This window comes from Fredinandcohnia quinoae (assembly GCF_022427965.1).
GTDB lineage: Bacteria > Bacillota > Bacilli > Bacillales > Bacillaceae_L > Ferdinandcohnia > Ferdinandcohnia quinoae.
The window spans coordinates 79,163-94,856 of the sequence record NZ_JAKTTI010000004.1 but is presented as its reverse complement, the minus strand read 5'-3'; the positions used below and the strand labels follow the sequence as shown (position 1 = coordinate 94,856).

At 37.2% G+C, this 15,694-nt stretch carries 12 protein-coding genes; 5 read left to right on the top strand and 7 right to left on the bottom strand.

Features of this window, described 5'->3' with window-relative positions:
• The first annotated feature begins 3 nt into the window (after positions 1 to 3).
• Positions 4 to 1,248, top strand: coding sequence for an MFS transporter (locus tag MJG50_RS04715; RefSeq protein WP_240253189.1), 1,245 nt, complete (start codon positions 4 to 6; stop codon positions 1,246 to 1,248).
• A 33-nt stretch (positions 1,249 to 1,281) separates the two neighbouring features.
• On the opposite strand, the gene MJG50_RS04710 is transcribed toward MJG50_RS04715, so the two are convergent.
• Positions 1,282 to 3,279, bottom strand: coding sequence for a S9 family peptidase (locus MJG50_RS04710; protein ID WP_240253188.1), 1,998 nt, complete (start codon positions 3,277 to 3,279; stop codon positions 1,282 to 1,284).
• A gap of 236 nt (positions 3,280 to 3,515) precedes the next feature.
• Here MJG50_RS04710 and MJG50_RS04705 point away from each other — a divergent pair, with 236 nt between their 5' ends.
• The gene (locus tag MJG50_RS04705; RefSeq protein WP_240253187.1) at positions 3,516 to 4,499 is read left to right on the top strand and encodes a glycoside hydrolase family 43 protein; all 984 of its coding nucleotides are present in this window, start codon (positions 3,516 to 3,518) and stop codon (positions 4,497 to 4,499) included.
• A gap of 60 nt (positions 4,500 to 4,559) precedes the next feature.
• On the opposite strand, the gene MJG50_RS04700 is transcribed toward MJG50_RS04705, so the two are convergent.
• Positions 4,560 to 5,711, bottom strand: a complete 1,152-nt coding sequence (locus MJG50_RS04700) for an ROK family transcriptional regulator (protein ID WP_240253310.1) — start codon at positions 5,709 to 5,711, stop codon at positions 4,560 to 4,562.
• Between the two features lie 288 nt (positions 5,712 to 5,999).
• Between MJG50_RS04700 and xylA the strand changes: the two genes are divergently transcribed.
• From xylA to MJG50_RS04685, 3 genes are all read left to right on the top strand, one after another.
• Positions 6,000 to 7,331 (top strand): xylose isomerase, encoded by a 1,332-nt coding sequence (gene xylA / locus MJG50_RS04695; RefSeq protein ID WP_240253186.1) that lies wholly within the window; start codon positions 6,000 to 6,002, stop codon positions 7,329 to 7,331.
• 81 nt (positions 7,332 to 7,412) lie between these two features.
• Positions 7,413 to 8,912, top strand: a complete 1,500-nt coding sequence (xylB, locus tag MJG50_RS04690; protein ID WP_240253185.1) for a xylulokinase — start codon at positions 7,413 to 7,415, stop codon at positions 8,910 to 8,912.
• A gap of 54 nt (positions 8,913 to 8,966) precedes the next feature.
• Positions 8,967 to 9,614: a YesL family protein gene (locus MJG50_RS04685; protein ID WP_240253184.1), complete on the top strand. Its 648-nt coding sequence runs from the start codon at positions 8,967 to 8,969 to the stop codon at positions 9,612 to 9,614.
• A 222-nt stretch (positions 9,615 to 9,836) separates the two neighbouring features.
• On the opposite strand, the gene MJG50_RS04680 is transcribed toward MJG50_RS04685, so the two are convergent.
• The 5 genes from MJG50_RS04680 to MJG50_RS04660 all read right to left on the bottom strand — a co-directional run bounded on the left by MJG50_RS04680 (position 9,837) and on the right by MJG50_RS04660 (position 15,641).
• The gene (locus tag MJG50_RS04680; RefSeq protein WP_240253181.1) at positions 9,837 to 10,730 is read right to left on the bottom strand and encodes a carbohydrate ABC transporter permease; all 894 of its coding nucleotides are present in this window, start codon (positions 10,728 to 10,730) and stop codon (positions 9,837 to 9,839) included.
• A 14-nt stretch (positions 10,731 to 10,744) separates the two neighbouring features.
• Positions 10,745 to 11,623: a carbohydrate ABC transporter permease gene (locus tag MJG50_RS04675; protein ID WP_240253180.1), complete on the bottom strand. Its 879-nt coding sequence runs from the start codon at positions 11,621 to 11,623 to the stop codon at positions 10,745 to 10,747.
• 72 nt (positions 11,624 to 11,695) lie between these two features.
• A complete protein-coding gene (locus MJG50_RS04670) occupies positions 11,696 to 13,003 on the bottom strand; it encodes an extracellular solute-binding protein (protein WP_240253179.1) in 1,308 nt (435 codons plus the stop codon).
• Positions 13,004 to 13,111: 108 nt separating this feature from the next.
• Complete coding sequence (locus MJG50_RS04665; protein WP_240253178.1) at positions 13,112 to 13,897, bottom strand: response regulator transcription factor; 786 nt, start codon at positions 13,895 to 13,897, stop codon at positions 13,112 to 13,114.
• Positions 13,887 to 15,641: a sensor histidine kinase gene (locus MJG50_RS04660; protein WP_240253171.1), complete on the bottom strand. Its 1,755-nt coding sequence runs from the start codon at positions 15,639 to 15,641 to the stop codon at positions 13,887 to 13,889. Before MJG50_RS04660 ends, MJG50_RS04665 begins: the two co-directional genes overlap by 11 nt.
• Positions 15,642 to 15,694 lie beyond the last annotated feature (53 nt).

Below are 15,694 nucleotides of genomic sequence, written 5' to 3'. Positions count from 1 at the left end.
TCATTGGACAAACAAAATAGTGGGTTTAGATGGGTTGTATTTGCTTCTGTGCTATTTACATATTTATTAATGGCGAGTCAACGAACTGCACCAGGATTAATTACGGATCAAGTGATGAGGGATTTTAATGTGACCGCCTCGACGATTGGATTGCTAACGAGTATTCAATTTTTTGTATACACCGGTTTGCAAATTCCGATGGGTATTATGGCTGATCGATATGGGCCTAATTTTTTTCTAATTATAGGTGCTCTTCTTACGGGTATTGGCACAATCATTTATAGTCTTGGTACGCATGAACTTGTTCTGTTCCTTGCAAGGATTTTGACGGGGATAGGAGATGCAACCATCTGGGTGAATATGGTGTTAATTTTGAGCCAATGGTTCAGTGCAAAGGAATTTGTTCGTTTAATTGGACTAGCAGGAATGACAGGAAGTCTTGGTTTTCTATTGGCGACAGTTCCTTTCTCTGAATGGATTGTGTTACTTGGTTGGAGGGGCGCATTTTTTTCAGCAGGAATCCTTTTAATTCTATGTGGGATTCTTCTCTATTTTGTACTCCTGAAAAAGCCAAAACAAATCTTTCTCGCTGAATTAGAAATTGAAAAGAAAGAAATACATCGTGAAAAAACACAAGTTTTACTATGTAGAATATTTTCTAATCGACAGGCGTGGGCATTATTCTTCTGTCACTTTGGAGTCGTTGGTGCATATGTAGGATTTATTAGCTCTTGGGCAGTGCCATATGGGATGGATGTATATGGAATGACACGTTCAGATGCAAGTCAACTCATCATGATTGGTCTTATCGGAGCACTTATTGGTGCACCTCTAACTAGTTGGATTTCCAGTCGGCTAGAAACAATCAAAAGGCCTTATATTGTTGTGCATATCATGATTTTATTAAGTTGGTCAGTCTTTCTACTGTTTAATGGTAATCCGCCGCTTTTCTTGCTAATTATACTTTTCTTTACGATTGGTTTTGGTTATGGGGCTAGTGCTTTAACTTTTGCAATCGTTCGCCAATCTTTTCCAATGAAAGAGTCTGGCATTGTCTCTGGATTTGCAAATACTGGTGGATTTCTAAGTGCGGTCTTACTACCAAGTGTATTTGGAAAGATATTGGATCATTTTCATGGATATTATTACGGTTTTATAACTCCAGTTATTTTTTCCATGATTGGCTTGATTGGAGTCATTTATATTAAGGAAAAGCGTAGGGAACTAGAAAAAGCAGGAACCAATTAAGGTTTCCTGCTTAGTTGAATAAGAGTTCCTCTCTTAATTCAATCGATCATCAAACCAACCAATTAAATGCTCAAGTCGTTCTAAGCGGTGCTTTGGCTTACCAGAGCGAGATAGGTCGTGGTTCTCATCTGGGAAGCGGACTAGCTTTGTTTCTACACCTAAGCGCTTGAGGGCAATATACCATTGCTCAGCCTGTTCCATTGGACAACGTAAATCCTGTTCGCTGTGTAGGATGAGTGTTGGTGTTTTAACATTTCGTGCATAGGTAAGAGGTGATAGCTTTAATAGCTTCTCTACATCATCCCATAGATCGGCATGTCCATGCTGGGATTCAGTGAAGAAGAAACCAATATCACTTGTTCCATAGAAGCTATGCCAATTACAAATACTACGTTGTGTAACAGCTGCTTTGAAACGCTCTGTACGAGTAACGATGACATTGGTCATATACCCACCATAGCTTCCTCCTGTAACAAATAATTGATTAGAATTGATATAATCATAGTTTTCTAGTGCATAATCAACACCAGCCATAATATCCTCATAATCCATTCCACCGTAATCACCGATAACTGCATTTACAAAATCATGACCGTATCCATGACTTCCTCTTGGATTCGTATAAAGCACCACATAGCCTTTTGAAGCCATTACTTGCATTTCATGGTGTAGACCATTTCCATATGCGGTTGCAGGACCACCGTGAATTTCAAGGATCATTGGATATTTCTTACCTTCCTCAAATCCATAAGGCTTTAAAATCCATCCTTCAATATCCCAACCATCCGTGCTCTTGTAATGGAAATTTTCCGGTGTACTCAAATGAACCTGTTCATATAACTCATGATTCCAATCTGTTAACTGGTCAACTTGATTCACATTTTTTAAATCTTGTATAACCAAATCCCCTGTAGAAAGAGGAGTAGCAAGGACTAGAACAGCTTGATCATCACTTATGATATCAAAGGAAGTAACTGATGCATTAGAAGGTGAAAGGGCAGACGAAACCTCTCCTTCAAGAGTTACCTTAAATATCTGACAGTCTCCACCAACTGTTGCACTGAAGTAAATGTGAGTGCTCGTGGAATCCCAAATTAATCGGAATTCTGCTGTGTCATACTTCGCATCAACACCAACAAGGTTACCAACTGTATAATCAAAGCCTTCTGTTAAATTTGTTACTTTTCCTGACTCTAAAGATAGTAGAAGAATATTCGTATTTCCTTGACTTCTTTCCCCCCTCATATGTCCTGCAACTGCTAGCCATTTACCATCTGGTGAAAGGGAAGGTGCGCCAATATATCCATTTGCTTGATAAAAAAGGGCTTCTTTCTCTAAAGCAAGATCGTATTTCCAAATTGCTGGGAGGTACCCCCATTCTTTATCTTCAGCCTTTGTGCCAATATAGAATAAGCTTTTCCCGTCTGGGGAGAAACGGAGTTGGGAAAAGTCATGATCTCCTTCAGTAATTTTTGTATAAGATTTTGTCTCAACATTTAATAAATAGATATGCTTATGGTCATCATTATAAATACCAACTCCATCTCCTTTATAACGAAGTCTTGTAATGACCTTCACATCACTTTTTCTTTCTTTTCTCTCTTCAGTCTTTTCAGATGTATGTTTTAAATCCCCAGTAATTGTAAGAGCAAGCTGCTTCCCGTCTGGAGACCAGACAAAATCACCAACTCCTTGCTTAACATCTGTTAATTGGGTAGCCTCACCACCATTAGTATGTAAAAGCCAGATTTGATTTTTTCCAGTACGATTTGAACGAAAGGCAATTGTACTTCCATCTGGTGACCATTTTGGAGATGTATCTTTTACTAAGAGATCCTTTGAATAATGAGAGGTAAACTGTCTGCCTTCATCCTTTAAATCAGTTACATAAATGTAAGAATAGTAGCCATCCTTTTCTTTATCTACATGAGTTAGGACATAGGCAGCTTTGTCTTTATTTGGTGACACTTGAGGATCACCTACAAATTTAAATTCACATAAATCATCTGTTGTAATTGGACGTTTCGTCATGTTATAACCCTCCATATGTAAAGTCTATAAATCTATCTTATCATTTCGGTAGTCGAAATAAAATAAATTTTTACGCTATTTTAACAACTAAGGGGTATTATATGATGTTGTTGCCTTCACTATTATGGGTCAAATCTCGAAGGTTAGCGGTGGAAAGTTTGTTGTTTGGGTATACAAAGTTGAGTAACTAAAGGTATAATAATTGTAGTAGGTTAAAAAATCTAATGGAGGTTATTATGGGGAAAAATTTAAAATTTAATGAGCCTTTAGTTTCACACATTTTTACAGCAGATCCTTCTGCACATGTATTTGATGGAAAACTTTATATTTATCCTTCTCACGATCTTGATCATGATGAACCTTCTAATGATAATGGTGATCAATATAAGATGGAGGATTATCATGTTTTATCAATGGATGATGTTGACGCACCATGTGTAGACCACGGAGAAGTTCTTCACTTAAAGGATATTCCGTGGGCAAGTAAACAGTTATGGGCACCAGACGCAGCATATAAAAACAACACCTATTATTTATTTTTCCCAGCAAGAGATAAGGATGGTATTTTTAGACTTGGCGTAGCAACAAGTGCTAATCCAGCAGGACCCTTTCAACCAGAGGAAAATTATATACCGGGTAGCTTCAGCATTGACCCAGCTGTATTGGTGGATGAAGACGACAAAGCATATGTTTATTTTGGCGGTCTATGGGGAGGTCAATTGGAAAAATGGCAAACAGGAACATTTAACCCGGATGCAGAAGGTCCAGCCCCAACAGAACCTGCTTTAGGTCCGATTGTTGCTGAATTGACTGAAGATATGTTGAATTTTAAAAGCGAGCCGCATGAAATCAAAATTGTCGATGAAAATGGGGAACCGATTCTCGCAAGTGACGAGAATCGTAGATATTTTGAAGGCCCATGGGTACATAAATACAATGGTCTTTACTATCTTTCCTATTCTACCGGGACCACTCATAAAATTGTATATGCTGTTAGTGAAAAACCACTTGGACCTTTTGTGTTCAAGGGTACGATTCTTAAACCTGTAAGCGGTTGGACGACACATCATTCGATTGTTCAATTTAAGGATAAGTGGTATTTATTCTATCATGATTGCTCATTATCAAATGGAGTAAATCATAAGCGCTCAGTGAAGTTTACTGAATTAACATATAACGAAGACGGATCCATTCAAACAATTGATCCTTATGATCAATAATTAAGAAAAGCTGCCTAATTTGTGGCAGCTTTTTTCGAGTGCAATCTTGGAAACGATTATCTATAAGTTTCTTGCTTCTTCCTTGATAAAATAATCGACAACAAATGCAGAAACACCTAGGCAGGTTGAGTATTTTTCTAGTCTGGAAAAATCTACTTGTAGGTCTTTTTGGTGGTATGCGAGTGTGTGATTCTCAATCGTTGTACGGATTGGCTGCTCAATCCACTCTTTTGCTAATGCCATTCGGTTACCGATAATGACGTAGTCAGGGTTGAATGTATTAATGATATTATTAATACCAAATCCTAAGTAAGTCCCGATTTTGTCAAAGAGATCTTGGGCTACTTCATCACCGTTTTCGGCTAGGCTTATTAATGATTCAAGTGAATCAATATTTGGATGAACCATCTCGAGCAAAGCACTTTCAGAAGCATAAGCCTCCCAACATCCTCTGCTGCCACAGTTACATTGCTTTCCATTTATATCAATAATCATATGTCCCATTTCACCAGAGTATCCATTATTCCCTTGATATAATTCCTTGTTCAGGATAATGCCGACACCTATTCCAATTCCAGCACTAATGTAAATGATATTTTTATAATCTTGAGCTATGCCAAATCGTTGTTCGCCAATCGCCCCGGCATTTGCCTCATTTTCAATGATTACCGGCACATCGAATAGTTTCTCTATGTCTTCTTTTAATTGAATATTAGTCCATCCCAGATTTGGAGCAAGGAGGATAGTGCCTTCTTTGTTAACTATGCCAGGTACACCAATTCCGATGCCGATAATTCCATATTTACTGCTTGGCATTTCATCAATAATTGACTGAATCATTTTTTGAACGATACTTATGATGGTAGAATAAGGGGTTCGATTCACCATTTCATTCTTTTCAATCAATACTTTACCTTTTAGATCAGTCAAGATACATAGTACGTAGTTCACCCCAATATCAATTCCAATCGCATATCCTGCATTTTTATTAAAATGTAGAATAACCGGACGACGACCGCCACTTGATTCTCCAGGTCCTGATTCATAAATAAGTTCCTCAGTAAGTAATTCGGTTACTAATGAGGATACGGTCGTCTTATTTAAGCCAGATACTTGGGCGATGTCTGCCCTTGAAATTGGCTCCTTTTCCATAATTAATTGTAGAACGAGTGCTTTATTATTTTTTTTAACAACTTGTTGATTCCAGGTCATAGTTCCCACTTTGTAAAAACTCCTTATTCGATAGTAATGTAATTTTATCACAAACTTTATTTATCAAATATACAAACTTATAAATGAGGTATTATAATGACTGCAATTTGCTCATGTTAGTTGGTTGTTAAATTAAAATAGACGATTTTAAATAACCATGAAAAATATTTATATAATCTTAGTCCATCCGATAGACAAAGTAGAAGAGCGGTGCTATACTTTACTTAATTAATGTAAGCAATTACAAGATTAATGTGAAAATATAAATCTATTAGGAGGAGTAACCACATGGCTTATTTCGAAACTGTTACTAACATTCAATTTGAAGGACCTAGATCAACAAATCCTTTTGCTTTTAAATATTATAATCCAGAGGAAATAGTGAATGGAAAAACGATGGAAGAAATTCTTCGCTTTTCTGTAGCTTATTGGCATACATTCACTGCTGATGGTACAGATCCATTTGGTGTAGGGACTGCCATCCGTCCATGGAATCACTTAAAGGGTTTAGATCTAGCAAAAGCGCGTGTTGAAGCAGCATTTGAACTTTTTGAAAAATTAAATGTACCTTTCTTCGCATTCCATGATGTTGATATTGCTCCAGAAGGAAGCACATTAAAAGAAACGAATGAAAATCAGGATGTTATCATTATGATGATAAAAGAATACATGCAAACTTGTAAAACAAAATTACTTTGGAATACTGCAAATATGTTTACGAATCCAAGATATACACACGGTGCAGCAACTTCTCCAAATGCAGATGTATTTGCATATTCTGCAGCAAAGGTAAAAAAGGCTTTAGAAGTAGCGAAAGAACTTGGTGCAGAAAACTATGTATTCTGGGGTGGACGTGAGGGGTATGAGACCCTACTTAACACTAATATGAAGCTCGAGCAGGACAACTTAGCGCGTTTCTTCCATATGGCAGTAGATTATGCAAAAGAAATCGGATTGAGTGTACCATTCCTAATTGAACCTAAACCAAAAGAGCCTACGAAACATCAATATGATTTCGATGTGGCTACTGGCCTAGCATTCTTGCAAAAATACGATCTAACTGACTACTTCAAATTTAATATTGAAGCAAACCATGCTACGCTTGCTGGCCATACTTTCGAGCATGAGTTAAGAACAGCACGTATTCATGGAATGCTTGGTTCTGTTGATGCGAACCAAGGAGATACACTACTTGGATGGGATACAGATGAATTTCCAACTGATTTATATTCGAATACATTAGCCATGTATGAAATTTTAAAAAATGGTGGTTTAGGTAAGGGTGGTCTCAATTTTGATGCAAAAGTCAGAAGAGGATCATTTGAGGCAGAGGATCTTTTCCATGCACATATTGCAGGGATGGATGCATTTGCTATCGGTCTAAAGGTTGCAAATCGATTAATTGAAGATAAAGTGCTTGATAGCTTCATTGACGAACGCTATAGCAGCTATACAAAAGGAATTGGTTTGGATATTGTAGAAGGTAAGACGAACTTCCGTAAGCTTGAAGAATACGCCCTAGGGTTAACAGAAATTAAGAACCAATCAGGAAGAACAGAACGCTTAAAAGCTATAATCAACCAATACTTAGTAGAAACGCTTTCAAGTGTAACGGTGTAATCATTTAAATTGAATAGAATGTAAATGTGCTGGCGGTATTTTACTCCAGCATGTTTTCGTCGAAAGGGATGGATGATACGGATGAAGTACGTAATTGGTGTTGATCTAGGTACTAGCGCGGTAAAAATACTACTTGTTAATCAAAATGGAGAAGTATGTAAGGAAGTTTCTAAATCCTATTCCCTTATTAGTGAAAAGTCTGGCTATAGCGAACAAAACCCAGAGGATTGGATTGAAAAAACCACTCTTGGTCTTGTTGAATTGGTTGAGGAATTTGATGGAGATGTGAATAATATTGAAGGTATCAGCTTTTCAGGTCAGATGCATGGCCTCGTTTTAGTTGATCAGGACAAACAAGTACTAAGAAATGCTATATTGTGGAATGACACAAGAACAACGAAACAATGTGAAGAAATCTATGAAGTTGTCGGCAAACAGCGGCTATTAGAGATCACAAAGAACCCTGCATTGGAAGGCTTTACTTTACCAAAGATTCTCTGGGTAAAAGAGCATGAGCCTGAAATTTTTGCTCGATCAAGTGTTTTCATGCTACCGAAGGATTATTTACGGTACCGAATGACTGGTAATATCCATATGGACTACTCAGATGCTGCGGGCACTCTTTTATTAAATGTGGCTAAGCGGGGATGGAGTCATGAAATATTAAATCTATTCGATCTTTCGCCAGAGTTTTGCCCACCATTAGTAGAATCTCACATGTTTGTAGGGAATATAACAGCTGAATTTGCACAGACAACGGGATTGTCAGAAACGATAAAGGTTTTCGCGGGTGGAGCGGATAATGCATGCGGTGCTATCGGTTCTGGGATATTATCGGAAGGCAAAACCTTATGCAGTATCGGAACCTCGGGTGTTGTTCTTTCCTATGAAGAAAGGAATGACCTAGATTTTGAAGGTAAGGTTCATTATTTTAATCACGGTGAAGAAAATGCTTATTATACGATGGGGGTGACCCTGGCTGCAGGCTATAGTTTAAGTTGGTTTAAAGAAACGTTTGCCAAACTGGATGCTTTCGAGCAATTATTAGAAGACATAGATGAGGTTCCAGTGGGGAGTAATGGGCTGCTATTTACTCCGTACATAGTGGGGGAGAGGACTCCACATGCTGATTCAAATATACGTGGAAGCTTTATTGGTATAGATGCCGCGCATGAGAGGAAGCATTTTGTTCGTGCTGTCCTTGAAGGGATTACGTTTTCTTTAAATGAATCAATTGAGATTTTTAGAAATAGTGGGAAAACAATCGATTCAATCGTTTCCATCGGTGGTGGCGCAAAAAACGAAACATGGCTGCAGATGCAAGCGGATATATTCAATGCAAAGATTGAAAGGCTTACAAGTGAGCAAGGTCCGGGCATGGGTGCAGCAATATTAGCTGCATATGGCTGCGACTGGTTTACCTCTTTGAAGGAATGTGCGGATGTATTCATTCAAACTTCTAAAACCTATCATCCGATACCGAAAAATGTGGAAACCTATAAGAATATCTTTACGATTTACCAACAGGTTTACACACAAACAAAGATGCTAAATGATCAGTTAATAAAATTTAGAAGGTAATTTCATCGTAAAGAAAGCCCTAACACTTTATCGTTTTCTTTTGGGAGGGGTTAGATGAACAAGACGGTAAATCGGATTTATTCTGCTACTGAATGGATTGCAAAATTCGCTTATGTAAATTTATTATGGATTGGGTTCTCATTATTAGGTCTGGTCGTTTTAGGTTTTTTTCCTGCAACGATTTCGATGTTCGCGGTTATTCGGAAATGGATTAGGAGCGAAACGGATATTCCTATTTTTCAGACCTTCTGGAGTACCTATAAATCGGAGTTTATTCGAGGAAATGGATTAGGTTTACTAGTAATAGTTGTAGGGGGGCTTATTGTACTTGATTTAGCCTTCATGAGGAATTCTGGAAATAGTTTTATAAGTGTCATTCATATCCCACTGTATTTGTTTATGCTTGCCGCAGTGATGACGATATTCTACTTGTTTCCAGTTTATGTTCATTATGAATTAAAGCTATTTCAAATGATTAAGAATTCCTTTTTCATGATGCTTATTCACCCGATTGAAAACCTCGTCATGATTAGTGGTCTCGCTGCTATGTTCTTTGTAGTTAAATTCATTCCGGGTTTAGGTTTTTTCTTCGGTGGCAGTTTGTCGGCAGCTATAATTATGGCTACAGGCTTTCTAGCTTTTAATAAAATTGACAAAAGACAGAAGCAAAATAGCATAATAAACGAAATGAAGGATAAATAGAAACAAAAAAAAGGACGGATTGTCCTTTTTTTGTTTACCAGGAAATTATAAAATTTAAACATGTGGATATCTTTTAATAAAGTTTATCTACGTTCAGCTCCAGCGCCTAGGCCCTCGAGGTCAAATAACCTGATGCAAGAAAAGTCAAAGAGCGACTTTTTTGCATCAGAACATTTGCTTGTCGGGCCTGGACAAGGCGCTTGCGCTTTTGTTCTTTGGTAATCAACCTTTGACAGAACCTGCTGCCATTCCCTCGACAATCTTATCACTTAAGAATAAGAAGGCGATCAAAATTGGAACAATACTTATTACGAGAGTGGCACCAATAGCACCCCAATCTGTTAAATATTGACCTACGAAGTTATTAATCCCAACAGTCAAGGTTTTCCAACTGTCAGAGCTGATGAATGTGTTCACAAATACAAATTCATTCCAGTTGTAGATCATGTTAATAATAGCTGTAGTTGATAGTACAGGAACAGTCATTGGCAGCGTGATTTGGAAAAAGATTCGGTGAACCGAGCATCCGTCCATTACAGCTGCTTCTTCAATTTCACGTGGAAATGTTTTATAAAAACCTAGTAAAATCATAATCGTTAACGGTAAGTTAAAGGCTGTATATGACAAGACAATCGATGCAGGATTATCAATTAAATTTACATTGTTAAACATGTTAAATAAAGGAATTAAAGTAGAATGCAGTGGAATCATATATGCTACTAAAAATAATCCAAGAACTAGACCGCTTAATTTCCAATGCATCCGAGTAACAGCAAATGTTACGAAACTAGCAAGAATGATTGTCAGTAGGACTGATAATAGTGTAATCCAAACACTATTAAAGAAGTACATTCCAATATTTCCAGAAGTCCATGCCTTTGTGTAGTTTTCCCATTGTGGATCTTGCGGTAAAGCAAATGGAGACATCCCAAACACTTCTTGATTTGTTTTCAAAGAGAAAAATACAAGCCATACTAATGGGTAAATTTGTATGATGGCAAATAATCCTAAAATTAGATAAAGTAATCCAAATCCGATTTTGTTCAAGTAAGTTTTCTTCGTGTTTTTGGGTACGGTTGGTTTTACTGAAGTCTGCTGTGTGATAACCTCACTCATTGTGTCACTCCCCCTTAATATTGAACATCATCATTAGATTTTGTTAATTTCGAAGTTAGCCAAGTCATCACAAGACAAATAACTAGAAGACCAAAACCGATCGCACTACCATAGCCAAAGTTATTTAGTTTAAACGCTTCCTTGTACATATATGAAGCCATTACCTCACTTGCCCCGTTTGGTCCACCGCCAGTCATTACATAGATCAAATCAAAATATTTCAATGATCCTACAACTGCTAGCATGATGGTTACTTTAAATACTCCTGAGATAAGTGGTAATTTAATTTTAAATGCAATTTGTAATGGGTTGGCACCATCAATTTTAGCTGCTTCAATAATTTCATCTGGTACATTTTTTAATGCTGCATAATAAATAAGGATGTAAAACCCTGCAAACTGCCAGATAACAGGGATGAAAATGGCGTAAAGAGCAATGGATGGATCTGCTAACCAAATAGGTGTATTTTCTACCCCTAAGGATTCGAGTAGTTTGTTAGCCATCCCGTTCGTTGGGTCAAAAATTTTCATCCAAAGCTGGGCAATGGCAACAGATGATAATAGCATTGGAATTAAATAAATCTTTCGTAATAAATCAGAGCCCTTAATTTTACTTGCCAAAACGAGTGAAATCCCTAAGTAAAGCAGTAAGCTAGCTGTAGAGAAAATAGCTAATATAAAAGAATGCCATGCGCTTGTCCAGAACATCTTATCTTGAATCAAGGTGATATAATTCTCTAACCCGATGAAGCTCATCTGACCAATTCCGTCCCAATCCATGAGACCGTAATATCCTGACAACCCAATCGGAATATAGATAAGGACTAGAATAAGAAGTAAAGCAGGGAGTGTATAAAGGGTGATAACAAACTTATTTGACATCACATTTCTCATGCTGGTTTATTCCCCTTCCATTTTATATAAAAGAGGGCATATTATTCTGCAATATGCCCTCCTAAGCAATTATTATTCCTCAGCAGCAAGAGCCTCTTCCTGCAATTTTGCAAATTCTTCAGGGGTTGACTGACCTCCAAATAATGCTTGAATCTGATTTAAGTGAACATCAGCAACGCCTGCTGTCATTTGAACATCCGCATATAGTGTAAGGTTTGTTGCATTTCCTAGGTCATTTAGAATGTCGATATACATTTGGTCAAGATCACCAGAGGATGTATCAACTACGGTAGCAGGGATAACGCCTGCATCAACAACCGAATGCTTGCCCCATTCTTCAACTAAGTAGGAAACAAATGCTTTCGCTTCGTCTTTTACCTTTGATTGTTCAGATACGAATAAACCAACTCCAGGACCACCTACATAGCTGTCAATATTACCTTTTCCACCTTCATAAGTAGGGAACTTGAAGTAACCAACCTTGTCTTTGAATTCTTGAGCAACATCGGGGCTTGTTGTATAGTTAGGTAATTCCCATGTAGCCATTAAGTACATAGCCGCTTGTTCATTCATAAAGTAACCTTTTGCCTCATCATTTGAGAGACCATTAAAGCCTTTGACAAATGCCCCCATATTAACAAGCTTCTCTATTTCTGCAGCAGCTTGAACTAATGCTGGATCTTCAAAACTTCCAGAACGATTAATTGCATTATTTAATACTTCTGGCCCGCCAATACGATCTGCAAGGTACATATACCACATAGATCCTGTCCAGCGATCTTTGTTTCCTAACGTAATTGGAGTAACACCATTATCAACAAGTGTTTCAACAACCTTTAAAAATTCATCATATGTTTCTGGAGCCTCTAAGTTGTGTTTTTCAAAGATTTCTTTGTTGTAATATACCGGGGTGATGTTTAATTCAAGAGGTAGGGCATAAGCTGATTCTTCAACTGAGAAAGCTTCAAGTGTACCTGCAACAAATTGATCTTCTTTAACAATGTCATCTAAAGATGTGAACATTTTACCTTCAACGAAAGGTTCCATATAACCTGCTGCCCAAGTAATTCCAACGTCTGGGAGTTCATTTGAGGCAGATAATACCTTTATTTTTTCTTTGTACTGTTCATTACCTAAAATTTCAGTTTGAATATCGATATCTGGATTTTCATCTTCATAAGCTTTGATAATGTTATCAACTATTGTATACTGGGCATTGGAACTTCCTTCAGGCCATAAATGCATCATTTTAACAACTGTTTTGTCACCACTTGAATTACCCGAATCATCCTTAGTACCTGAAGAGGATGAACAGCCTCCTAAAACCAGTCCGCTTATTAATGCTAAAGACAATACGGCAGTAAACGCTTTCTTTTTCATTACTTAAAACCCCCTTAATGTATGTTTAACTGTTTCTTACAACTTAAAGTCTATCACTGGGGGAATAACCAAAAAAGGTAACTATGATTGGGAAAAATACTACTATTTTTAGAAAGCCCTTTCATTGTTTGTCTTTCGATACGCACTTGGTGTTATTCCTTCGATTTCTTTGAATAATTTAATAAAATATTTGGATGTTTTATAGCCTGCTTCCTCAGCGATTTCATTGATTGGAAGATTGGTGGAAATCATTAGTTCTTTCGAACGTTGAATTCTTCTTCTTGTTACATATTCACTGAATGTCAGCTTGACTTCTTCTTTGAACAGTACACTAAAATAACTTGGATTCAAATGAACATGAGCAGCTACTTCTTTTAGGGTTAACTCACTTTTTAGATGTTGATCAATATAGGCAATGGCACCGCGGATTGTATCTTTAGTTAAATCGAACTTGGTGTTTGCTGAGATGATCTTCTCATCAACTACTTTTTCAATCATCCCAACACGGACTTGCTTTTCTAATATCCTAACAGCTTCCTCAACCGCCTCAATTAGCTTCTTCTTGGCAATTGGCTTTAAAAGGTAATTCACGACACCCAGTCTTAACGCTTCCTGGGCATACTCAAACTCAGTGTAGGCCGAAATCATAATGACTACTGGGGACATGCCTTTTGCTTTAATATTCTTTAAAAGTTGTAGACCAGTCATTCCTGGCATGCGGATATCAGAAAGTAAAATATGAATCTTCCTTTCTTCGATGATCTGCATAACCACCTCACTGCTCTCAGCAGTAAGAATCATAAATTCACCATTATTCCAACTTTCCAATGTTCTTTGTAGGCCCTGCCTTGTTCTCGGTTCATCGTCAACGATTACGATATTTTTAGTAAACAATATAATCTCCCCCATCAATCGGTAGTTCAAATGAAATCCGCGTGCCTTTGTTTAATTCGCTTTCAATCAATAGGTCTGTATGTGAAATTCCCTTGTAATATAACTTTAAGCGTTTGTAGACGTTCGAAATGGCCATTCCTTTTCCGTTCATAGAGGATGTACCGCCTGTTTTCATTGATTGAATAATCCACTTAAGTTTCTCACGATCGATACCAGAACCATTATCCTGAACGGAGATACGAATCCATTTATGATATCCACGTTGAATAGGTTCGACCGCTACACGTATGAGGCAGTTTCCAACGATGTTTCCGGCTCCATGGAGAATCGCATTTTCCACCAAAGGTTGAATGGTCAGTTTCGGTATTTTAATAAACTCATATTCTTGTGGAATTGAGATATGCCATTGTAATCGTTCACCAAAACGCATCTTCATAATTTCCATATAGTCGCTGATATGCTTAAATTCGTCCTTCAAGTATACCCAATCATTCTCGGTTTCCATTGAAATTGTATAACGAAATAAATCAGACATGGCAATAACAAGCTCAGACAACTCTTCTTCATTTTTCTCCTCCAAAGACCAATGAAGTGCATCTAAAGTATTGAAGAGAAAGTGCGGATTAATTTGTGATTGAAGGGCTTTCAGTTCACTTTGGCTTCTTAAAATCTCCTTTTGATATACCATTTGAATGAGATGATTTGTTTCTTTAACTAGATGATTATATGTGCTGTTTAATTCATTAATTTCATTAACAGAAGGTACACTAGGATTCAAGGTTAATGAGCCTTCTTTTGCGAGTTGCATCGTCTTCGTTAATCGAACAATCGGTCTTGTAATAATAGTTGAAAGGAAAATTGAGCATATCGTAAAAATAAAGGCACCAACTACTCCGGATAATAGAATCCCAGTCCGAATCCCAGAAATCCCCTTAGTCAACTCGCTCACAGGGGTCAATATAAATACTGTCCAACCAGTGATTTTGGAAGATTGCTTGGTTACCATATAATCACGTTTATTTAGCTTGATACTTCTATTATAGCTTTCAATAATACTAGTAATATCACCGTTGTAATTTTGAATAATTGGCTTTTGATCTTGATCTAAAAGAATAGAGTATTGATCGTTATCATAATTTTCATTAGCAAAATTAAAATGATCACGGTTAATACTAATTAACAAATAACCACCATTCTTAAATTGCCGTTCCATTAAACTTACACCACGAATGGCAAGAAAGTTATTTTTATCATGGGGGTCATCGCCAATCCAAACCATTCTACCTTTGGCCCGATTTGCTTCATCAATCCATTTGCGATCGATCCGGTTTTTTAAATAGTCTTCATCTAGTGGAAGAACACGCTGCTGATTTTCGGAGTAGATCTGAAAGGAAAAGATACCATCTGTATTGCCCATTATTCTGTTAATATGCCCCATTAAATTCTGACGTGTGCTAAAGGTTACCTTATTCCCGTCATACACATTCGTTAATATCTTTTGAACCTCTTCATCTGTTATTACAAGCTTTGAAGCCATGTTAACTTGTTCATATAGTGATTCAATTCTACCGTTTGCCTCAATCGCAACTTGTTGAATTTGCTTTTCAGCATTATTTTTTAATAGAAAGGAAACTTGTCTTAGCGTAAGAAGACTAACAATTAAAAGAACAATGATCATAACGATTATGAAGATAAACAAAATTTGGTTGCGTAATGTATTCCATTTTTTGATGAGGTTGAACATTGGTAGTCGCCTTTCTATGTAAAATAGGTGATGCTCACGTAGCATTCGTTATG